The sequence below is a fragment of the Brevundimonas faecalis genome (genome assembly GCF_040549405.1).
Taxonomy (GTDB): domain Bacteria; phylum Pseudomonadota; class Alphaproteobacteria; order Caulobacterales; family Caulobacteraceae; genus Brevundimonas; species Brevundimonas faecalis.
Map to the genome: position 1 here is coordinate 440554 of NZ_JBEPTF010000002.1, position 20708 is coordinate 461261.

Here is a 20708-nt window from a genome sequence, read left to right on the forward strand (position 1 = left end):
ATGTTCAGATCCGCCTTCGCCCTGTCTCTCGCCGCCGCGCTTTGCGTCGCGCCCGCCATGGCCCAGGACCACGGCCGCACCGAGCGGATCCAGTTCGCGCGCGGAACATCCTCGACGACGCTGCATGGCAATATCCACGGCTATGACACGGTCGACTACGTCTTGGGCGCGCGCGGGGGTCAGACGCTCAATGTGCGACTGCAGTCCAGCAACGCCTCCGCCTACTTCAATGTCACGAAGCAGGGCGCGGACGAGGCCCTGTTCGTCGGCTCGACCTCGGGGAACCAGTTCTCGGGCCGTCTGCCGTCCAACGGCGACTATGTCGTCCGGGTCTATCTGATGCGCAACGCCGCACGGCGCGACGAGCACGCCAACTACACCCTGACCGTCGGCATCCGCTGAGGCCCGACATGAAAAAGGCCCGGCGTCGCCGCCGAGCCTTCAGTCATTGATCGCGAGAGACTACCAGCGGCGGTCGTAGCGATAGTCGCGGTCGCGGCGGTTCTGATGACTGCGCCATTCGCCCTGGTTCCGCCAGTAGCGACCGTCGCGATAATAGCCCCGTCGGTCGCCGTAGCGATCATTGTCGTAGCGGTCGTTGTAGTAGTCGCGATCCCACCGGCCCTGGTTCTGGTAGCAGCGCCCGCCGCGGTAATAGTCGCACCGGTTGCGGTCGCGGTCGTTGTCCGAAGCCACAGCGCCCAGGGCTGCGCCCGCGAGCGCGCCGCCCGCGACATAGCGTCCGTCGCCCTGGCCGATGATGGCCCCGGCCACGCCGCCGACGACGGCGCCCAGGACGGCGTCGCGGCCGGTGTTGTCGCGATCGCGGTCGCGATAGTGCTGGGCGGCGGCAGGCGTGCTCGCCAGCATCGTCAAGGCGACAGCGCCGACGCCGATCTTCGCAAGGGTCTTCATGGCGGGGCTCCTTTCGAAAGCCGGTTGATCCGTTGTCCCCCTTTTAGGAAGCTCCCGCTGAACGACCCCAAGGGGTCCCGTTCATATTCAAGTCATCTTGGACGCCGGAATTCGGCCGGCGCCGCCCTTGACGGTCTCCCGCCCTCCCCCTAACTCCCGTCGCGTTAGCACTCGGGGAGGGCGGCTGCCAAAGCCGCAGGTTCCGGGGCTTAAACCGACACCTATCAGGAGATCATCAGATGGCGTTTCGTCCTCTCGGCGACCGCGTGCTGGTCAAGCGCGTTGAAGAAGCTACCACCACCAAGGGCGGGATCATCATCCCCGACACGGCCAAGGAAAAGCCCCAGGAAGGCGAAGTCGTCGCCGTGGGCCCCGGCGTCCGTGACGAAGACGGCAAGCACGTCGCCCTGGAACTGAAGGCCGGCGACCGCATCCTGTTCGGCAAGTGGTCGGGCACGGAAGTGAAGATCGAAGGCGAAGACCTGATCATCATGAAGGAATCCGACGTCCTGGGCGTGCTGGCGTAAGCACCCGACGTTCGACGTTCTTCAATAGAAACATCTAGATAGGAGCTGCCCGCATGGCCGCTAAAATCGTAAAGTTCAACACCGACGCTCGCGACAAGATGCTGAAGGGCGTCAACGTCCTGGCTGACGCCGTCAAGGTGACCCTGGGTCCGAAGGGCCGCAACGTCGTGATCCAGAAGTCGTTCGGCGCCCCGCGCTCGACCAAGGACGGCGTCTCGGTCGCCAAGGAAATCGAGCTGGAAGACGCTTTCGAGAACATGGGCGCCCAGATGATCCGCGAAGTCGCCTCCAAGGCGAACGACAACGCGGGCGACGGCACCACCACCGCCACCGTCCTGGCCCAGGCCATCGTGCAAGAGGGCCTGAAGGCCGTCGCCGCCGGCATGAACCCGATGGATCTGAAGCGCGGCATCGACCAGGCCGTCGCCGTGGCTCTGGACGAGGTGAAGACCATCTCCAAGCCGGTCTCGAACAACTCGGAAATCGCCCAGGTCGGCACCATCTCGGCCAACGGCGACGCTGAAATCGGCGCCCTGATCGCCGAAGCCATGGCCAAGGTCGGCAACGAAGGCGTCATCACGGTCGAGGAAGCCAAGACGGCTGAAACCACCGTCGACATCGTCGAAGGCATGCAGTTCGACCGCGGCTACCTGTCGCCCTACTTCATCACCAACGCCGACAAGATGGAGGTCGCCCTCGAAGAGCCCCTCATCCTGCTCCACGAGAAGAAGCTGACCTCGCTGCAACCCATGCTGCCGGTGCTGGAAGCCGTGGTTCAGTCGGGCCGTCCCCTGCTGATCATCGCCGAGGATATCGAAGGCGAAGCCCTGGCCACCCTGGTGGTCAACAAGCTGCGCGGCGGCCTGCGCGTCGCCGCCGTCAAGGCTCCGGGTTTCGGCGACCGCCGCAAGGCCATGCTGGAAGACATCGCCATCCTGACGGGCGGCCAGGTCATCTCGGAAGACCTGGGCATCAAGCTTGAGACCGTCACCCTCGACATGCTCGGCAAGGCCAAGAAGGTCCAGATCACCAAGGACGACACCACCATCGTCGAAGGTTCGGGCGAGAAGGACGGCATCGAGGCCCGCGTCGGCCAGATCAAGCGTCAGATCGAGGACACCACCTCGGACTACGACCGCGAGAAGCTGCAAGAGCGTCTGGCCAAGCTGGCCGGCGGCGTCGCCGTCCTGCGCGTCGGCGGTTCGACCGAAGTCGAAGTGAAGGAAAAGAAGGACCGCGTCGACGACGCCCTGAACGCGACCCGCGCGGCCGCCGATGAAGGCATCGTCCCGGGCGGCGGCGTGGCCCTGCTGCAGGCCTCCAAGAAGCTGATCGATCTGAAGGGCGTCAACGCCGATCAGAACGCCGGCATCGCCATCGTCCGTCGCGCCCTGCAGGCTCCGATCCGTCAGATCTCCGAGAACTCGGGCGTCGAAGGCTCGATCGTGGTCGGCAAGGTCATGGACTCGAGCGACGCCTCGTTCGGCTTCAACGCCCAGACCGAAGAGTACGGCGACCTCGTCCAGATGGGCGTGATCGATCCGGCCAAGGTCGTTCGTTCGGCTCTGAAGTCGGCCGCCTCGGTCGCCGGCATCATGATCACGACGGAAGCCGCCATCGCCGACGCGCCCAAGAAGGGCGGCGCCGGCGGCGCCCCCGACATGGGCGGCATGGGCGGAATGGGCGGCATGGACTTCTAAGTCCAAGCCATCCGACGCTAAGACGACCGAAGGGCGGGATCGAAAGGTCCCGCCCTTTTTCTATGCCGGCGGGGCGCCCGCCTCCCCTACTTCCCGCCCCGCCAGCCGTGCGCTCTCGACCACCGCGGGGTCGGCGCGGGCGGTGTCCAGGGCCCAGTCGCGGAAGCGGGCGATCTTGGAGGTCAGGCGGCGGGCGGGCGGGTAGCAGAGCCAGTAACCCTCCGCCAGGGCGACCGTCTGTTCGAAGGGGCGAACCAGCAGGCCGCGCTTGATCTCGCGACCGTAGAGGATGGGCGAGCCCAGGGCCACGCCCTGGTCGCCGAGGGCGGCCGCCACCTCCATGGCCTGGTTGTCGGCGGTCAGGCGCGGCGGCGGAGCGGCGTCGGCGGGCGCCACCCCGGCGGCGGCGAACCAGGCGGCCCATTCGTCCGGCTCCCCCACCAGATGGGCGCGCTTCAGGTCCGCCGGCGTCTTCAGGTCCAGCCGGTCGCGCATGGCGGGGCTGCACAGGGGGGTGAAGACAGCGGGCATCAGGAAGCGGCTCTCCAGCCCCGGCCACCGACCCGAACCGAAGCGCAGGGCCACGTCCAGGCCGTCGGCGCCCAGGCTGGACAGGGTCGGGCTGGTGTCCACCCGCACCGCCAGATCGGGATTGGCCAGTTGGAAAGCCCCCAGCCGCGTCGCCAGCCACTGGGTCGCCAGGGTCTGCAGGGTGGTGACGGCCAGCACGCCCTGATCGGCCTCGACCACATCGGCCACGGCGCGCCGCAACAGGGTCATGGCCTCGATCGAGGCCGTGGCCAGCCGCTCGCCCTCCGGCGTCAGCGACACCTGCCGCGTCCCCCGCACGAACAGGGCGCGGTCCAGCCTCTGCTCCAGATCGCGGATGCGCCAGCTGACCGCCGCCTGGCTCATGCCCAGGGCCTCGGCGGCGCGGGTGAAACTGAGCAGGCGCGCGGCGGTCTCGAACACGCGCAGGGCGTCGACGGGGATGCGGGACAGGACATCATTCATAAGCAAACCTTATGCGTAGACCCCATCGTCTCGTTTGTTCTCCTCCCGCGTCAACCGCATATTCAACTCACACGAAAGGAGGACGACCGATGGAAAACATGTACCGCACTCATAAGGAACCCGCGTGGGGCTGGATCGGCGCCCTGCTGGAGGCCCGCCGACTGTCGAGGCCGGTCGCGACCAAGCCCGCCGCCGCGCCCAAGCTGCGCCCCGGCCGCGTCGCCTGCTGAGGCGGGACCGCGACACGGCGTCGCGGCGCGCCCTTCCCTGACGGGAACGGTTTGCGCCGCTTCGACGACCCCGGCCATAAACGCCCCTTCATCGCCATGAGGGGGCTCCGACCGATGCGCCGCACCAAGACCGTTCCGACCTTCGCCGCAGCCGCCGCCCTGGCGGCCGTCAGCCTGACCGTCGTCCTGCCGGCGCAGGCCCAGTCGCGTCAGACTCCGTCGCATCAGGCGGCCGCCGACCTGACGCCGCGCGCGGTTCCGGCCGCGCAGCGCGCTGTCGCCTTCGTCGCCGCGCCGGGTCAGGCCTCGGGCGCCCTGGTCCTGCCGCTGGGGGCCGAGGCCGATCTGGCGACGCGCGGCGCCGCCCTGACCCCCGCCGTGCGCGAGGCCGTGGCCGCCGCCCTGGGCGCCGCGCGCTTCGACTACAAGGCCCGCCAGACCCTGAGCCTGCACGGCGTGGGCGGCTGGGACCGCGTCCTGGTCGTCGGCCTGCCGAGCGACGCCAAGGCCGCCGACGTCCAGGCGGCCGGGACCGTGGCGGGACGCGCCCTGATCGCGCAGCCGGGCGCCATGACCGTCCTGACCGGAGGCCTGTCCGCCGACAGGGTCGCCGAACTGACGACCGGTCTGGGCCTGGGCCAGTACCGCTCCGACCTGCACCGCACCACCGGCCGCGACGTCCCCGCACCCGGCGGGATCGCCGTGGTCGCCGACGACGCTCCGGCCGCCCAGGCCGCCTGGCGCCGCGGCGCGGCCCTGGTCGAGGCCATGGCCTGGACCCGCGACATCTCCAACGAGCCCGCCAACGTCGTCTATCCCGAGAGCTTCGTGGAGCGCGCCCGCGCCGCCTTCGCCGGAGTTCCCGGCGTCGAGATCGAGGTGCTGGACGTGCCCGCCATGCAGCGCCTGGGCATGGGCTCGCTGCTGGGCGTCGGCCAGGGCTCGCCGCGTCCGCCCCGCCTGCTGGTCGTGCGCTACAAGGGACAGGGCGCGCCGGCCGGCGGCCCCGTCGCCCTGCTGGGCAAGGGCATCACCTTCGATTCCGGCGGGATATCCATCAAGCCGGGCGCCAACATGGGCAATATGAAGATGGACATGTCCGGCGCGGCCAGCGTCGTCGGCGCCGTCCTGGCCCTGGCCAAGGCGGGCGCGCCGGTGGACGTGACCGCCGTGGCGGCCTTGGCCGAGAACATGCCCGACGGGAACGCCATCCGGCCCGGCGACGTCCTGACCACCATGAACGGCCGCACCATCGAGATCATCTCGACCGACGCCGAGGGGCGGCTGGTCCTGGCCGACGCCGTGGTCTGGGCCGACACCCGGCTGGACCCCGCCGCCATCGTGGACGTGGCCACCCTGACCGGTTCGGTCGGCGGCGCCCTGGGCAACGACTATGCGGGCCTGTTCAGCCGCCACGACGCCCTGGCCGACCAGCTGAGGGTCGCGGGCGACGCGACGGGCGAGCGCCTGTGGCGCCTGCCGCTGCATCCCTCCTATGTCGGGGCGACCGGCTCGACCATCGCCGACATCAAGAACTCCGGCGAGGGCGGCGCGGGCGCGGGGACCGGCGCCCACTTCATCGGCTACTTCGCCCGGCCGGAGACGCCCTGGGCCCACCTGGACATCGCCAACATGGCCTATGGCGGCGCCAGCGACGTCAAGCCGGCGGGATCGGCGGGCTTCAGCGTGCGCCTGCTGGAACGCTTCGTGCGCGACTTCCAGCCCGTGGCGAAGGAAAAGGGGACCGGCGGCTACTGAGCCGCCGCGCCTTCAGTCGACGGCGACGATCTCGACCGCCTGGCCCGCGACCGTCGCCTCGTCGCCGACCCGCTTGCCCATCAGGGCGCGGGCCAGGGGCGAGACGTGGCTGACGCTGCCCTTGGCGGGGTCGGCCTCGTCCTCGCCCAGGATGCGCCAGGTCTGGGTGCGGCCGTCCTCGCGTTCGATGGTCACGGAGCCGCCGAAGCGCACCCGGCCGTCGGGCGTCGTCTCCAGAAGCTGGGCCGAGGCCCGTCGCGCCGACCAGTAGCGCAGGTCGCGCGTGGCGCGGGCCATGGCGGTGCGGTCCGCCTCGATCGAGCCTTGCATCTGGGCCTTGGCGTAAGCCGCCCGGGCCGAGGCCAGCTCGGCCTCGATCAGGGCCAGGCCCTCGGGCGTGACATGGTTGGGATGGGGCGAGATCGGGCGGTCCACTAGGTCGGCGGCCGTGGCTTCCAGATCTTCTTCTCGGGTGAAGGCGACGCTCATGAGGACAGAGCGTATGCCGTTCGCGGACGTTCCGGTCTAGGAAGGCGATGATGATCGACGCCCCCTCCTCCGCATCTCCGACCGTCGCCGTGATCGGGGCGGGCCCCGCCGGGCTGACGGCGGCCGAACGCCTGGCCGAAGCCGGGATGAAGGTCGTGGTCCACGAGCGGATGCCGTCGGCGGCGCGGAAGTTCCTGATGGCCGGGCGGGGCGGGCTGAACCTGACCCATTCGGAAGCGCGGGAACCCTTCCTGAACCGCTACGACGCCCCGGCGCGGGACCGCGTCGCGGCCTGGCTGGAGGCCTTCTCGCCCGCCGATCTGGTCGCCCGGGTCGAGGGCCTGGGGCAGGAGACCTTCGTCGGCTCCTCAGGCCGGGTCTTTCCCAAGGCCATGAAGGCCTCGCCCCTGCTGCGGGCCTGGCTGGCGCGGCTGGAGGGGCTGGGCGTCGAGGTCCGCACCCGGTCCTGCTGGAAGGGGTGGCGGGACGGCGCCCTGGTCTTCGACACGCCCGAGGGCGAGCGGCTGGAACGGCCCGACGCCGTGGTCCTGGCCCTGGGCGGCGCCAGTTGGGCCAGGCTGGGGTCGGACGCCGCCTGGGTTCCGGCGCTGGAGGCGGCGGGCGCGGACATGGCCCCCTTCCGTCCCGCCAACGTCGGCTTCGAGGTCGCCTGGTCGCCCCTGTTCCGCGAGCGGTTCGCCGGAACCCCGCTGAAGGGGATCGCCCTGAGCCACGCCGGGCGCAGGGTGCGGGGCGAGGCCATGATCGCCGTCTATGGGATCGAGGGAGGCGGGGTCTACGCCCTGTCGGCCGGGCTGCGCGAAGCGATCGGACGCGACGGGTCGGCGCCTCTGTCGCTGGACCTGAGACCCGATCTGGAAACCGAGGCCCTGGCCCAGCGTCTGTCGCGGCCGCGCGGCAAGGACAGCCTGTCCAACTGGCTGCGGAAGGCGGCGCGCCTGGACGCCGCCTCGGTCGCCCTGCTGCGCGAGGCCGGTCCCCTGCCCGACGCCCCGGACGCCCTGGCGCGCCGCATCAAGGGGGTCGAGCTGGCGCTGTCCGCGCCCCGGGGGCTGGAGCGGGCCATATCCTCGGCCGGCGGGGTCCGGCTGGAGGCGGTGGACGAGCGCCTGATGCTGAAGGCGCGGCCGGGCGTCTTCCTGGCGGGCGAGATGCTGGACTGGGAGGCCCCGACAGGGGGCTATCTGCTGCAGGCCTCCTTCGCGTCGGGGGTTGTGGCGGCGGACGGCCTGCTGGACTGGCTGCGCCGTCGCTGACCCACGCCAAGGCCGATCGATGGCGGCCGGGGTCGACAGGAGAGGTTTCAGGGGGCAGCGTGAGAGCAGTACCCGTCGTCGCAAGAGTTCCCGCCCATGCCGATCTTCCGCTCCGCCGCCCTTCTGGGTCTGACCGCCGTCCTGATGAGCTCCGCCTCGGCCCTGGCCCAGACCGCGCCGGGCAGGGTGGACCCGGCCCGGCTGAGCGAGGCGACGCGGGTCCTGGCCTCGGACGCGTTCGAGGGACGCGGGCCGGTGTCGCCCGGCGAGGACCGCACCATCGAATGGCTGACCGAACAGTTCCGGGCCCTGGGCCTGGAGCCCGGCGGTCCCGACGGAGCCTGGGTCCAGGTCGCCCAGGTCAGCCGCACCCGCCAGGACGGACCGGCGACCATCAATGTCACGACCCCGAGCGGGACCACGAAGCTGGAGCGGCCCACAGACGTCATCGTCTCGTCCGACCGGCCGGTGGAGCGCATCAGCCTGACCGACGCCCCCCTGGTCTTCGTCGGCTACGGCGTGGATGCGCCCGAGCGGGGCTGGGACGACTACAAGGGGGTCGACCTGACCGGGAAGATCATGCTGGTCCTGGTCAACGACCCGGACTTCGGCGCGCCCGAGGGCCATCCGGTCGCGGGCAGGTTCGACGGCCAGGCCATGACCTTCTACGGGCGCTGGACCTACAAGTTCCAGGTCGCGGCGGCCCACGGGGCGGCGGGCGTCCTGGTCATCCATGACACGCCGGGGGCGGGCTATCCCTGGTCGACGCTGCAGAATTCCTCGACCGCGCCCAAGCTGGACATCGTCCGCGCCGACCCGGACAGGGAGCGCGTGGCCGCCCAGGGCTGGATCCAGGGGGCCGTGGCCGAAAGACTGTTCCAGGAGGCCGGTCTGGATTTCGAGGCGCTGAAGGCCCAGGCCCGCACGCCGGACTTCCGTCCCGTGGCGCTGGACGGCGTGACCCTGTCCATCGACTTCGGCCAGAAGGCGGACCGGGTGCAGACCCGCAACGTCATCGGCCGCCTGCCCGGAACCACCCATCCCGACGAGACGGTGATGTTCGGCGCCCACTGGGACGCCTATGGCCGGGCCACGCCCAAGAACGGCGACGACATCTACAACGGGGCCGTGGACAATGCGACCGGGGTGGCGGCGGTGCTGGAGCTGGCCCGCCTGTTCGCCGAGGGGCCGCGCCCCGAGCGCTCGACCGTCTTCGTCAGCTGGGCGGCGGAGGAGACGGGCCTGCTGGGGGCCGAATACTACGCCGCCAACCCCGTCTGGCCGCTGGAGACGACGGTGGCCAACATCAATATGGACAGCCTGCTGCCGGGGACGGAGATCGATCCGAACATCGTGGTCATCGGGGCGGGCAAGAACGATCTGGACGACCGGCTAGCGGTCCTGGCGGCGCGCGAGGGGCGGCGGCTGATCCCCGACCCGGCGCCCCAGGCGGGCGCCTTCTATCGCTCCGACCACTTCCCGCTGGCGAGGAAGGGCGTGCCCGCCCTGTTCGCCGCCGCGGGCTTCACCGGCCACAACGCCGCCAGCCGCGACTATGTGGCCAATCGCTATCATCAGCCCACGGATGAATGGACGCCGGAGTGGAAGATGGACGCGGCGGCGGCCGATGTTCAACTGCTGTACGAGGTCGGCGCCGCCCTGGCCAATTCGCGCGACTGGCCCGCATGGAAGCCGGGCGACGAGTTCGAGGCGGCACGGAACGCCACGGCCGCCGCGCGCAGGTGATCGGTCGCGGCCCGTGACCTGAACCGCCCGACGCGCTAGACCCCGATCATGACCGACCTGCCCGAAATCCACGGCTTCTGCCCGCCCCGCTTCAACGCGGTGAAGGACGCCTTCGCCGCCAACTTCGTCGACGCGCCCGAGGGGCTGAACGAGCTGGCGGCGCGGTTCAGCGTCGTCATCGACGGCGAGGTGGTCGCGGACCTGTGGGCTGGATCAGCGGACACGGCGGGACGGACGCCCTTCACGGACCGGACCCTGGTTCCCGTCTTCTCGACCGGCAAGGCGGTGATGGCCCTGATGATCGCGCGCTGCGTGGAAAGGGGCCTGCTGTCCTATGAGGACCGGGTGGCCGACCACTGGCCGGCCTTCGGCGCGGCGGGCAAGGACCGGCTGACCGTCGGCCAGCTGATGAGCCACCAGTCCGGCCTGCCGGGCTTTTCCGACGGGGTGGAGCCGGCCATTTGGTTCGACCGCCAGGCGGTGCTGGACAGGCTGGCGGCCCAGACGCCCCTGTGGGAGCCGGGGACGGCGTCCGGCTATCACCCGATCACCATCGGCTATCTGGCGGGCGAGCTGTTCCGCATCGTCGACGGACGGACCATGGGTACGGCCCTGCGCGAGGACTTCGCCCAGGCCTTCGACCTGGACCTGTGGATCGGCCTGCCGGAGAGCGAGCACGAGCGCGTGGCCCAGCTGAGGAAGCCCGCCGCCGCGCCGGACCTGGGCCCCATAGACGCGATCAAGAAGGCCGCCTTCCTGGATCGCGGCTCAGCCCCCGGCGGGCGGGGTTCGACCGAATGGCGGATGGCGGAGATCCCCTCGGCCAATCTGCACGGCACGGCGAAGGACCTGGCGCGGATGATGTCGATCGTCGCCACGGGCGGCGCCCTGGACCAGACGCCCGTCCTGTCGGAGGCGACCCTGGCCCAGGCGACGCGGGAGCGCATCAACGGCCAGGACAGGGTCCTGCCCTATGTCATGAGCTGGGCGGCGGGCTTCACCCGCAACCAGGGCCTGAACGTCTTCGGTCCCAATCCCGAGGCGGTCGGCCATTACGGCTGGGGCGGGTCGATGACCTTCGCCGATCCGGCGACCGGGGTTTCGGCGGCCTATGTGATGACGCGCCAGTCGCCGCACCTGATCGGCGATCCGCGCGCCCTGCGGCTGATCGAGGCCCTCTACGCCGCTCTCTAGGCGGCGGGCCGTTGCACCGTGCAATGAAAAAACAGTGCAATGAGTGCAATCTGCGGGAGAGGGAGGAGGTCGGGCGGACGATGAGAAAGATCAGGCGCCTATTATGACGCCGCGCCCGACCCAGGCTGGAATTTCATGTCGAGACCCACGCCAATCCCAATGAATCATTGGGATTGGCCCCCTGCGGTTATGCAAGGCTTCGCGCCGACGCCTTACGCGGCGGTGCCCCAGCCGAGTTGATCATGGACGATGCGCCAGCCGTTTTCGGTGCGGCGCAGGACGCGGGTGAAGAGGCCGCGCTGGGTCTTGCCCTCGCGACGGACCACGACCCGGCCGGAGACGACGGCGGTGTTGACGTCGAACTGCAGGGTCTCGAACCACTCATAGGTCATGACGCCCAGGCCGCCCGGCTCGGCGGCGCGTTGCTGCAGGGCCGCGCGCACGGCGTCCGGCCCCTTCAGCGGGGTGTCGCCCAGGAAGACCAGCAGGGGTTCGTCCGCCACATAGGCCGCCATCACGGCCTCGACGTCGCCGGAGCTCCAGGCTTCGGCCGCGTCGTCCAGCGCCGTGCTGACGGCGTCGAAGGTCTCGGCCGTGGTCGGAACGACAAGAGGGGGGACGGCGCCCTCGGCCGGGAGCGCGGGCGCGGGCACCGTGCGCACGGTGCGGATGACTTCATCGCCGCCCGTGGAGATCGCCGCGCTCTGGGCGCAGGCGGAGGTTCCCCCCATGAGGGCCAGGGACAGGACGAGGGCGGCGGGGAGGCGCGTAAGGATCATTGCTTCCTTCTAGGCCGGAAACGGTCCCGACCTCAACGCGGCGCGTTTTCGTCCAGGGCGGCCATGCGGTCCTCGACCGGATCGTCGAGCAGGCCAGGCTCCGGCGCGACCACGGTCTCGGCCGTGGCGGAGGCGCGACGCACCTTCATCACCGCCCCGACGGCGAAGACGGCCACGGCGACCCAGATGAAGACGAAGGAGGCGATACGCAGCGGCCCCAGGGCTTCGCCCTGGAGCGCGCCGATGATGAAGACGATGGTCGGCGCCAGGAACTGCAGGAAGCCCATGCTGGACAGGGGCATGCGCCGCGCGGCCCAGGCGAAGAGGGCGAGCGGGATGACCGTGGCCGGGCCGGCGAACAGCAGCCAGAAGGTCGCGGCGGGCGAGTCGGTGAAGTGGCCCGCCCCCGTGCCCTGGATATGGATCAGCCAGATCAGGCCCGGCAGGGCCAGCAGCAGGCATTCCAGGAAGAGGCCCGTCTGGGCGTCGACCGACACCCGCTTGCGGATGATCCCATAGGCCGCGAAGGTCATGGCCAGGATGATGGAGACCCAGGGCGCGTGCCCCAGGGCCAGGGTCTGCAGCAGCACGCCGACGGCGGCCAGAACCATGGCGATCTTGCCCGCCCAGTCGATCCTTTCGCGGAACAGCCAGGCGCCCGCCGCCATGTTCAGCAGGGGATTGAGATAATAGCCGAGCGAGGCGTCCAGGGTCCGCCCGTTGTTCACCGCCACGATATAGGTGGTCCAGTTGCCGGCGATCAGCACCGCCGACAGGGTCAGCCAGGCCAGGGCCTTGGGCTGGCGCAGGACGGCCATGACCTGGGTCCACTGGCGCGACAGCAGGACCAGCAGGGCGGCCCAGACCAGGCCCCAGACCGCACGGTGGCCCATGATCTCCCAGGCGTCCGCCCCCTGATGGGCCATCTGCTGGAAGACCAGGGGAACGAAGCCCCAGATCAGGTAGCAGATCACCCCCGCCGCCAGGGCGGCGCGGGCTTCTGAGGACGGGGCCGCCGGGGAGGGGGACGCGGTCACTGGGAGCCTTTCAGCCCCCGCCGCGCGAAACGCGACGGAGGTTTCAAGAGAAACACGAAGGCCCTCAAGCAGCCCCGCGCGGGGCGTCAGGGCCCCTTACTTAGACCGTCAGGCTGCGATAGCCGCTGGACGGGGTGATGACGCCGGTTTCGTCCAGAAGCTGGGCGATCTGGACGGCGTTCAGGGCCGCGCCCTTGCGCAGGTTGTCCGAGACGACCCAGAAGCTGAGGCCGTTCTCGACCGTGTGGTCCTTGCGGATGCGGCTGACGTAGACGGCGTGCTCGCCGGCGGCGTCGACGGGGGTGATGTAGCCGTCGTGCTCCAGCTTATCGATCACCAGGACGCCCGGGGCCTCGCGCAGGATCTCGCGGGCCTCGTCCGGCTCGATCGGGCGATCGAACTCGACCGTCACGGCTTCCGAGTGGCCCACGAAGACCGGGACGCGGACGCAGGTCACGGTCAGCTTGATCGACGGATCGATCATCTTGTGGGTCTCGTTCCACATCTTGGCTTCTTCGTCGGTGTAGCCGTCGTCGTTGAACGACCCGATGTAGGGGATGACGTTGAAGGCGATCTGCTTGGGGAACTTCTTCGGCGTGGCGTCGCCCAGGCCGTAGATGGCCTTGGTCTGGTTCCACAGCTCGTCCATGCCTTCCTTGCCGGCGCCGGACACGGACTGATAGGTCGAGACCACCACCCGCTTGGCCTTGGCCGCGTCATGCAGGGGCTTCAGCGCCACCACCAGCTGGGCGGTCGAGCAGTTGGGGTTGGCGACGATGTTCTTCTTGCGCGCCAGCTTGACCGCGTCGGGGTTCACCTCCGGCACGATCAGGGGCACGTCCGGGTCCATGCGGAAGGCCGAGGAGTTGTCGATGACGATGGGACCGGCCTTGCCGATCTTTTCCGACCATTCCTTGGACACCGAGCCGCCGGCGCTCATCAGCACCAGGTCGACGGTCGAGAAGTCGAACTGCTCAAGGTCTTCGCACTTCAGCGTCTTGTCGCCGAAGGCCACTTCCACGCCCTTGGATTTTCGTGAGGCGATCGCGTGCATCTTGTCGACGGGGAAGTTCAGTTCCTCGATGATGTTCATCATTTCACGACCGACATTGCCGGTGGCGCCAACGACGGCGACGCGATAGCCCATGATCAGATTATCCTTGGTTGGGGCGCTGGGGAGAAAAGCGCTTCTGCATTTGGGTCTTTCGCAGGCGCGAAGCAACCGCTTTTCACCGAATTCCTGCGTCGGAAGGCATGAATCCGCTCCGCCTTCCCTGATCCGCCCCATGGGGCTATGCCGCTGCCCATGACTTCTCGCATTCGCAACGCCTACGACATCCGCGTGGAAGAGGGCGTGATCGCCCCGGATCCGGCCCAGGCGAACCTTCTGGTCTCGCTGGAACGGCTTGAGGCCGACCTGGCGAAGAAGGGTCTGTTCGGGCGCCCGCCGGAGGTGAAGGGGATCTACATCTGGGGGCCGCCGGGGCGCGGCAAGTCCATGCTGATGGACCTCTTCTATTCCTCGACGCCGGAGCAGAGGAAGGTCCGCGCCCATTTCCACGCCTTCATGGCCCGCATCCATGACCTGGTGAAGCAGTGGCGCGACGGCGACGCCCGACGCCGCAAGGCCGTGTTCGGCACGCACAAGGGCGACGACCCCATCCCGCCGATCGCGGCCCTGATCGCCTCGGAGGCGCGGCTGCTGTGCTTCGACGAGTTACAGGTCACGGACATCGCCGACGCCATGATCCTGGGCCGGTTGTTCGAGGCCCTGTTCGAGAAGCGGGTGGTGCTGGCCGTCACCTCGAACCGGGCGCCGGAGGACCTCTACAAGAACGGCATCAACCGCCAGCTCTTCCTGCCCTTCATCGACATCCTGCGCGAGCGTTGCGAGGTGGTGGAGACGGCGGGGGCGCGCGACTTCCGCCTGGACCGCATGGCGGGGGCCAAGGTCTGGTTCGCGCCCCTGGACGCCGAGGCGCGCCAGGGTTTCGAGACCCTGTGGGCCGATCTGAAAGGCGGTGAACCGGAAGAGCCGGTCGCCCTGACCGTCCTGGGCCGCGAGGTGCGGATCGAGCGGACCGTGGGCGGCATGGCCCGCGCCGGCTTCGACGACCTGTGCGGGACGCCGCTGGGACCGCAGGACTATCTGGCCGTCGCCCGGCGCTTCCACACCCTCTTCCTGTCGGACGTCCCCCTGCTCAGCCCCGCCAATCACCATGAGGCGCGTCGCCTGGTGACCCTGGTGGACGCCCTCTACGAGGCGAAGACCCGTCTGGTCGTCCTGGCCGCGGCCGAGCCGGAGGCCCTCTATGTCGAGGGGGTGGGCGCCTTCGAGTTCGAGCGGACGGTGTCGCGCTTCAACGAGATGCGCAGCGCCGACTGGCTGGAGCAATCCAGGGAAGAGGCGCTCTAAAGCCGGTCCAGCCGTTTGGCGTGGCCGCCGACCATCTTCAAAGCCAGGGCGTCCGGCAGGAGGCCGCCCAGCGCGGCCAGGACGTTGTTCATGACGCCCGGCGTGACGCGCGGACGGTTCGCCTCCACCGCGTCCCAGCCGATGCGCGCGACGCGGTCGGCGTCCATCCACATCCACCTGGGATAGGCGGCCGAGACCTGTTCGCGCGAGCCGTTGACGTCGTGGAACTCGGTATAGGTGTAGCCGGGGCAGAGGGCGGTCACATGGACGCCGGTCCCGCGCATCTCCAGCCACAGACCCTGCGACGCCTTGATCAGGAAGCTCTTGATCGGACCATAGAGGGTGTCGCCGCCCGTGGCGGGCATCTGGCCGGCCAGGGAGGCCACGTTCAGCACCCGACCCCAGCCGCGCTCGACCATGCCGGGCAGAAGAAGGCGGGACAGCTCGACCGGGGCCGTCAGCATGACGCGGATCATGGCGGAATGCGCGGCCGGATCGGTGCTGAGGAAGCCGGTGGTGCGGCTGAAGCCCGCGTTGTTGATCAGGCCATCGACGGTCAGGCCGCGCGCGGCGATGTCGGCGACCAGGCGCACCGGCGCCTCGGGATCCGCCAGGTCGGCGAGAAGGACGGCGGCGGCCGCCCCGTATCGGGCCTGAAGTTCATCGGCCAGGGCCTGAAGCGGGCCTTCGCGGCGCGCGGTCAGGATCAGGTCGTATCCTCGCGCGGCGCACTCGCGCGCCAGAGCTGCGCCTATGCCGGCCGAGGCCCCGGTGATCAGTATGGTCCGTCGCTCCTCCCCCATGCGACGCGGATCAGGCCGCGACGCCGGGACAGGCGGGATGGGGCGCGTAGGCGCGCAGGGAGGCCGGATCGGCCTCGAGCAGGTCGGCGATGGTGATCTTGCCCAGGGCTTCGCCCGCGGCCTGGTCGGCGGCGGTCAGGGCCTTGGCCACCTGGCGGGGGATATGCTCGCCCACCGGGCAGCCCTTGGCGCCGGCGGGGGTGGAGCCCAGGTGGGCGCAGCCGTTCACCGCCTTCAGCACCTCGTCCAGGCGGATGTCCTCGGGCTGACGCAGCAGCCAGGACCCGCCGGACGCGCCGGGGCGGGTGGCGATCAGGCCGGCCTTGGCCAGCAGGGCCGTGACCCGGCGGATGACCACCGGATTAGTCGGCACCGAGGCGGCCAGAACCGCGCTGGGCGCGGCGTCGGCGGCCGTATAGGCGCCCTTGTGGGCCAGGTAGGCCAGGGCGTGGGCGGCGACGGGGAATCTTTGACTGTCAGACATCAGGCATCTTGCTCCAGACCGGAAGGTAGGGCTTCCAGCCCCGTTTCACAAATCCGATTCGCAACAAAAGCTGTTTTAGTTATCGCCAAGCTTCACGCCCCGGCCTTTTTCGCGAAGCCCCAGGCCGCCTCGGACAGGGGGCCGACCTGGGCCGCCATGGTCCGGGCGTGGGCGCTGGCGGCCGTGCCGTCGCGGACCCTGCCGGCGATCCCCTGGCAGATGGCGGCCAGGCGGAACAGGTTGTAGGCGAAGAGCCAGTCGAGGTTCCGGGGCGCGGCCGTCCCCGTCTTTTCCGCATAGCGCGCGACCGTCTCCTCGACCGAGGGGATCCCCAGAGCCTCCAGGTCCGCTCCGGCTAGGCCGTTGCGCAGGGAGGCCGGAATGGCCCAGGCGATCAGCAGATAGGAGAAGTCGGCCATGGGGTCGCCGAGGGTCGACAGCTCCCAGTCGAGGACCGCCCGCACCCGCGCCTGGACCGGATCGAGGATCAGATTGTCCAGGCGGAAGTCGCCATGGACGATGCGGGTCGGCCCCTCCGGCGGCAGACTGTCCGGCAGGAAGGCGATCAGCCGGTCCATGGCCGGGATCGGATCGATCTCCGAGGCGCGGTACTGCTTGCTCCAGCGGCCGACCTGACGGGCGAAATAGTTGCCGGGCCTGCCGTAGTCGGCCAGGCCGACGGCGGCGGGGTCGAAGGCGTGAAGCGCCGCCAGCGTATCCGTCTGGGCTTCATAGACGGCGCGACGCTCGGCCGGCGCCAGGCCCGGCAGCTTCAGATCCCAGAAGACCCGGCCCTCGACCTTTTCCATGACGTAGAAGATGGAGCCGACGACGCCTTCGTCCATGCACAGGGCGTAGGGACGGGCGACGGGAAAGCCCTGGGCGTGCAGGGTGGAGATGACGGCGAACTCCCGATCCACGGCGTGGGCGCTGGCCAGCAGGGCGCCCGGCGGCTTGCGGCGCAGGACATAGACGCGGTCGGGCGTGGTCAGTTCATAGGTCGGGTTCGACTGCCCCCCCTTGAACTGGCGGAGGGTCAGGGGTCCGGCGTAGCCCTCGACATGGGTCGACAGCCAGGCCTCCAGGGCCGCCTCGTCCAGGCGGTGGCGTTCGTCGACCTCGCGCGTGCCGGAAAAGGCCGACTGGGCGTCCAGAACCTCGCTCATGCATCCCCTCCCGCATCCGGCGCAGCGGCGATGATGGCGGCCTTCACCGCTCCGCGCCAGCCCTTGAGCAGGCGCGCCCGCTCCGCCTCGCCCATGCGCGGGCGCCAGACGGCGGGCGCCTCGGCCGGCGGGGTCCAGAGTTCGGACGTCAGGCCGACGCCGTAGGCCGCCAGCCGCGCCGCGCCCATGGCCGTCATCTCCTGGAAGGCGGGGCGCTCGACCTCGACCTCGCAGATGTCGGCGACGAACTGCATGGCGAAGGCGTTGGCGGTGACGCCGCCGTCGACCTTGAGCCGTTTCAGGGGCGGCGCCCCGTCCTTCTTGAGGGCGTCCAGCAGATCGCGCGTCTGATAGGCCAGGCTTTCCAGCGCCGCGCGGACCATGTGGGCCGGGCCGCTGTCGCGGGTCAGGCCGACGACGGTTCCCCGCGCTTCCGGCTCCCACCAGGGCGCGCCCAGGCCGGTGAAGCCGGGCACCAGATAGACCCCGCCGTTGTCCTTCAGCGTCTGGGCCAGGGCCTCGGACTGGCGCGAATCCGACAGGACCTTCAGCCCGTCGCGCAGCCACTGGATCGCCGACCCGGCCGAGAAGATGGAGCCTTCCAGGGCGTAGTCGACGGTTCCGCCCGCCGCATAGGCCATGGTCCCCAGAAGCCGGCTGGTCGAGGCGACGGGCCGGTCGCCGACATTGGCCACCAGGAAGGCGCCGGTGCCGTAGGTGATCTTGGCGTCGCCGGGGTTCAGCGCCCCGTGCCCGACCAGGGCCGCCTGCTGATCCCCCGCCGCGCCGTGGATCGGCAGGGCCCGGCCGAACAGGGCCGGGTCGGTCGTCCCCAGCAGGGCGTCGCAGTTCCTGATTTCCGGCAGGGCCTGGATCGGCACGTCGAACAGGTCGCACAGGTCCGGCCGCCATTGCAGGGTCGCCAGGTCCATCAGGCTGGTGCGGGCGGCGTTGGTGGCGTCGGTGACGTGGCCCTGTCCGCCGGTCAGCTTCCAGATCAGCCAGGCGTCGATGGTGCCCAGCAGGACCTCGCCCCGCGCCGCCCGTTCGCGCGCGCCCGGGACCGCATCCAGCAGCCAGGCGTATTTCGAGGCCGAGAAATAGGGGTCGAGGATCAGGCCCGTCGCGGCCTGGACCATGGCCTCATGTCCGGCCGCCGCCAGCCGCCCGGTCGCCTCGGCCGTGCGGCGGTCCTGCCAGACGACGGCGCGGTGCAGGGGCTCGCCCGTCGCCGCGTCCCAGATCACCGAGGTCTCGCGCTGGTTGGTGATGCCCACGGCGGCGAAACGGCCGACGCCGCCCGCCTTCCTCACCACCTCGCGGCAGGTCTGCAGGGTCGCGCGCCAGATCTCGGCCGCATCATGCTCGACCCAACCCGACTGAGGAAAGTGTTGCGCCAGCTCGATCTGGCTTACGGCGACGGGGCTGAACGCACCGCCTGTTTTTTGATCGCCTATCGGGCTTCGCCCTGCTTGAGGCTGAGAAACTTCAAACGCGATCGCTCGCGTCGAGGTCGTGCCCTGGTCGATGGCGAGGATCATATTTGCTTGCATGATGTGAGTTATGCAGAGCCTGCGCCTCTCCGTAAGAGAAAATTGGCGTAAGAGGGAAGCATGCATACGCCCTCCTTCTCCGGCGTCGTCGACGCCGCCCGCCAGATCGCCCCCGCCGCCGTCCGCACGCCGTTGATCGAGCATCCGGCCCTGAACGAGGCCGTGGGCGGACGGGTCCTGATGAAGGCCGAGACCTTCCAGGTCGCGGGCGCCTTCAAGTACCGCGGGGCCTATAACCGCGTCAGCCGCCTGACCGACGAAGAGAAGACGCGCGGCGTCGTGGCCTATTCCTCGGGCAACCACGCCCAGGGCGTGGCGGCGGCGGCCCGGCATGTCGGAACCCGCGCCGTGATCGTCATGCCGTCGGACAGTCCGACCGTGAAGGTCGAGGGGGTGCGGGCCTTCGGCGGAGAGGTGCGCTTCTACGACCGCTGGACCGAGAGCCGCGAGGCCATCGGGGCCGAGATCGCGGCCGAGCGCGGTTCGATCCTGGTCCCGCCGTTCGACGATCCCTTCATCATCGAGGGCCAGGGCACGGTCGGGCTGGAGATGCTGGAGCAGGCGGGGGTTCCGATGGACCAACTGCTGTGCGGCGCCTCGGGCGGCGGTCTGATCGCCGGGATCAACCTGGTCATGGCCGAACAGAGCCCCGAGACCCGCGTCGTCGTGGTCGAGCCCGAGGCCTTCGACGACACGCGCCGCTCGCTGGAGGCGGGAGAGCGCACCGCCCATCCGCAGGGGAAGCCCTCCATCTGCGACGCCCTCATGGCCCCCATTCCGGGGGAGTTGACCTGGCCGATCAACCGTCGCCTGGCCGGCGCGGCGACCGTCACCGACGCCGAGGTCGCCGAGGCCATGCGGTTCGCCTTCAGCCGATTGAAGCTGGTCGTCGAGCCGGGCGGCGCCGTGTCCCTGGCCGCCCTACTGACAGGCAAGGTCGCGGGCAAGGGGCTGACCACCGGGATCGTCCTGTCGGGCGGCAATGTCGACCCGGGCCTGTTCAGCGCCGTCATCGAAGGGCGTTTCGACGCCTGAGCCCCCTTGCGCCCCTTCCGCGCCCGCGCAAGGCTGGGCCAAACGGGAGGGAAAGATGACGGAGCCCAGCGAACTGCAATCCCTGGTCGGGACAGAGGTCGGCGTCAGCCGCTGGATCGAGGTGGACCAGGCGCGGATCGACGCCTTCGCCCGGATCACCGAGGACGAGCAGTTCATCCATGTCGATCCGGAGCGGGCCAGGGCCACGCCCTTCGGCGGGACCATCGCGCACGGCTTCCTGACCCTGAGTCTGGCCTCGGCCATGAGCTATGACGCCGTGGCGCCGCTGGACGGGGTGGTCATGGGCGTCAACTACGGGTTCGACAAGCTGCGCTTCCTGGCGCCGGTCCCGGCCGGGTCGCGCGTCCGCGGCCGGTTCAGGCTCCTGTCGGCGGAGGAGAAGGCAGAGGGCCGCTGGCTGCTGAAGCACGAGCTGACGGTGGAGATCGAAGGCTCGGACAAGCCCGCCCTGATCGCCGAATGGCTGGGCATGCAGATGATCGGCGCCGGAATTGCATCATAGACTTCCGCCGACTGACAAACGGCGTTTCTTGAACTAGTCTTCTTCTCGGCGAAGCTCGCGTT

Annotated in this window: 21 protein-coding genes; 11 read left to right on the forward strand and 10 right to left on the reverse strand. The window is 69.8% G+C overall.

Annotated elements, in window-relative coordinates; all coding sequences use genetic code 11:
- Complete coding sequence (locus ABIE19_RS10125; protein WP_354089052.1) at nt 1-402, forward strand: hypothetical protein; 402 nt, start codon at nt 1-3, stop codon at nt 400-402.
- Between the two features lie 60 nt (nt 403-462).
- Here the strand turns inward: ABIE19_RS10125 and ABIE19_RS10130 are convergent, their stop codons facing one another.
- Nucleotides 463-915, reverse strand: a complete 453-nt coding sequence (locus tag ABIE19_RS10130; RefSeq protein WP_354089053.1) for a YMGG-like glycine zipper-containing protein — start codon at nt 913-915, stop codon at nt 463-465.
- A gap of 239 nt (nt 916-1154) precedes the next feature.
- Between ABIE19_RS10130 and groES the strand changes: the two genes are divergently transcribed.
- Nucleotides 1155-1442, forward strand: coding sequence for a co-chaperone GroES (groES, locus tag ABIE19_RS10135; RefSeq protein ID WP_354089054.1), 288 nt, complete (start codon nt 1155-1157; stop codon nt 1440-1442).
- A gap of 53 nt (nt 1443-1495) precedes the next feature.
- The gene (groL, locus tag ABIE19_RS10140) at nt 1496-3142 is read left to right on the forward strand and encodes a chaperonin GroEL (RefSeq protein ID WP_354089055.1); all 1647 of its coding nucleotides are present in this window, start codon (nt 1496-1498) and stop codon (nt 3140-3142) included.
- Between the two features lie 60 nt (nt 3143-3202).
- Here groL and ABIE19_RS10145 read toward each other — a convergent pair whose 3' ends face one another.
- Nucleotides 3203-4156 (reverse strand): LysR substrate-binding domain-containing protein, encoded by a 954-nt coding sequence (locus ABIE19_RS10145; protein WP_354089056.1) that lies wholly within the window; start codon nt 4154-4156, stop codon nt 3203-3205.
- Nucleotides 4157-4245: 89 nt separating this feature from the next.
- On the opposite strand from ABIE19_RS10145, the gene ABIE19_RS10150 reads away from it, so the two are divergent.
- Both ABIE19_RS10150 and ABIE19_RS10155 read left to right on the forward strand, forming a co-directional pair.
- A complete protein-coding gene (locus ABIE19_RS10150; protein WP_354089057.1) occupies nt 4246-4386 on the forward strand; it encodes a hypothetical protein in 141 nt (46 codons plus the stop codon).
- Between the two features lie 114 nt (nt 4387-4500).
- Complete coding sequence (locus tag ABIE19_RS10155) at nt 4501-6144, forward strand: leucyl aminopeptidase (protein WP_354089058.1); 1644 nt, start codon at nt 4501-4503, stop codon at nt 6142-6144.
- A 12-nt stretch (nt 6145-6156) separates the two neighbouring features.
- Here ABIE19_RS10155 and greA read toward each other — a convergent pair whose 3' ends face one another.
- Complete coding sequence (greA, locus tag ABIE19_RS10160) at nt 6157-6633, reverse strand: transcription elongation factor GreA (RefSeq protein WP_354089059.1); 477 nt, start codon at nt 6631-6633, stop codon at nt 6157-6159.
- Nucleotides 6634-6683: 50 nt separating this feature from the next.
- Between greA and ABIE19_RS10165 the strand changes: the two genes are divergently transcribed.
- The 3 genes from ABIE19_RS10165 to ABIE19_RS10175 all read left to right on the forward strand — a co-directional run bounded on the left by ABIE19_RS10165 (nt 6684) and on the right by ABIE19_RS10175 (nt 10850).
- Nucleotides 6684-7910 carry a BaiN/RdsA family NAD(P)/FAD-dependent oxidoreductase gene (locus ABIE19_RS10165; protein ID WP_354089060.1) on the forward strand — a complete coding sequence of 409 codons (1227 nt, stop codon included), beginning with the start codon at nt 6684-6686 and terminating at the stop codon, nt 7908-7910.
- A gap of 96 nt (nt 7911-8006) precedes the next feature.
- Nucleotides 8007-9656: a M28 family metallopeptidase gene (locus ABIE19_RS10170; RefSeq protein WP_354089061.1), complete on the forward strand. Its 1650-nt coding sequence runs from the start codon at nt 8007-8009 to the stop codon at nt 9654-9656.
- 48 nt (nt 9657-9704) lie between these two features.
- Nucleotides 9705-10850 (forward strand): serine hydrolase domain-containing protein, encoded by a 1146-nt coding sequence (locus tag ABIE19_RS10175; RefSeq protein WP_354089062.1) that lies wholly within the window; start codon nt 9705-9707, stop codon nt 10848-10850.
- A gap of 212 nt (nt 10851-11062) precedes the next feature.
- On the opposite strand, the gene ABIE19_RS10180 is transcribed toward ABIE19_RS10175, so the two are convergent.
- From ABIE19_RS10180 to ABIE19_RS10190, 3 genes are all read right to left on the reverse strand, one after another.
- Nucleotides 11063-11629 carry a YybH family protein gene (locus tag ABIE19_RS10180; RefSeq protein WP_354089063.1) on the reverse strand — a complete coding sequence of 189 codons (567 nt, stop codon included), beginning with the start codon at nt 11627-11629 and terminating at the stop codon, nt 11063-11065.
- A gap of 32 nt (nt 11630-11661) precedes the next feature.
- Nucleotides 11662-12666 carry an EamA family transporter RarD gene (rarD, locus tag ABIE19_RS10185; protein ID WP_354089064.1) on the reverse strand — a complete coding sequence of 335 codons (1005 nt, stop codon included), beginning with the start codon at nt 12664-12666 and terminating at the stop codon, nt 11662-11664.
- Nucleotides 12667-12766: 100 nt separating this feature from the next.
- A complete protein-coding gene (locus ABIE19_RS10190; protein ID WP_354089065.1) occupies nt 12767-13813 on the reverse strand; it encodes an aspartate-semialdehyde dehydrogenase in 1047 nt (348 codons plus the stop codon).
- Nucleotides 13814-13972: 159 nt separating this feature from the next.
- Between ABIE19_RS10190 and zapE the strand changes: the two genes are divergently transcribed.
- Nucleotides 13973-15082: a cell division protein ZapE gene (zapE, locus tag ABIE19_RS10195; protein WP_354089066.1), complete on the forward strand. Its 1110-nt coding sequence runs from the start codon at nt 13973-13975 to the stop codon at nt 15080-15082.
- Here zapE and ABIE19_RS10200 read toward each other — a convergent pair.
- The 4 genes from ABIE19_RS10200 to glpK all read right to left on the reverse strand — a co-directional run bounded on the left by ABIE19_RS10200 (nt 15079) and on the right by glpK (nt 19076).
- Nucleotides 15079-15885, reverse strand: a complete 807-nt coding sequence (locus tag ABIE19_RS10200; RefSeq protein ID WP_354089068.1) for an SDR family NAD(P)-dependent oxidoreductase — start codon at nt 15883-15885, stop codon at nt 15079-15081. The genes zapE and ABIE19_RS10200 overlap by 4 nt on opposite strands.
- Before the next feature lie 10 nt (nt 15886-15895).
- Nucleotides 15896-16369 (reverse strand): Rrf2 family transcriptional regulator, encoded by a 474-nt coding sequence (locus ABIE19_RS10205; protein ID WP_354089070.1) that lies wholly within the window; start codon nt 16367-16369, stop codon nt 15896-15898.
- 92 nt (nt 16370-16461) lie between these two features.
- Nucleotides 16462-17535, reverse strand: a complete 1074-nt coding sequence (locus ABIE19_RS10210; RefSeq protein WP_354089071.1) for a phosphotransferase — start codon at nt 17533-17535, stop codon at nt 16462-16464.
- Entirely contained in the window at nt 17532-19076 is a 1545-nt protein-coding gene (gene glpK / locus ABIE19_RS10215; protein ID WP_354089072.1) for a glycerol kinase GlpK, read from the reverse strand. Before glpK ends, ABIE19_RS10210 begins: the two co-directional genes overlap by 4 nt.
- A 72-nt stretch (nt 19077-19148) precedes the next feature.
- Here glpK and ABIE19_RS10220 point away from each other — a divergent pair, with 72 nt between their 5' ends.
- Together ABIE19_RS10220 and ABIE19_RS10225 are read left to right on the forward strand one after the other, a co-directional pair.
- Entirely contained in the window at nt 19149-20123 is a 975-nt protein-coding gene (locus tag ABIE19_RS10220) for a threonine ammonia-lyase (protein ID WP_354089073.1), read from the forward strand.
- Between the two features lie 55 nt (nt 20124-20178).
- On the forward strand, nt 20179-20646 hold the full coding sequence (locus ABIE19_RS10225) for a MaoC family dehydratase (protein ID WP_354089074.1): 468 nt from the start codon (nt 20179-20181) through the stop codon (nt 20644-20646).
- Nucleotides 20647-20708 lie beyond the last annotated feature (62 nt).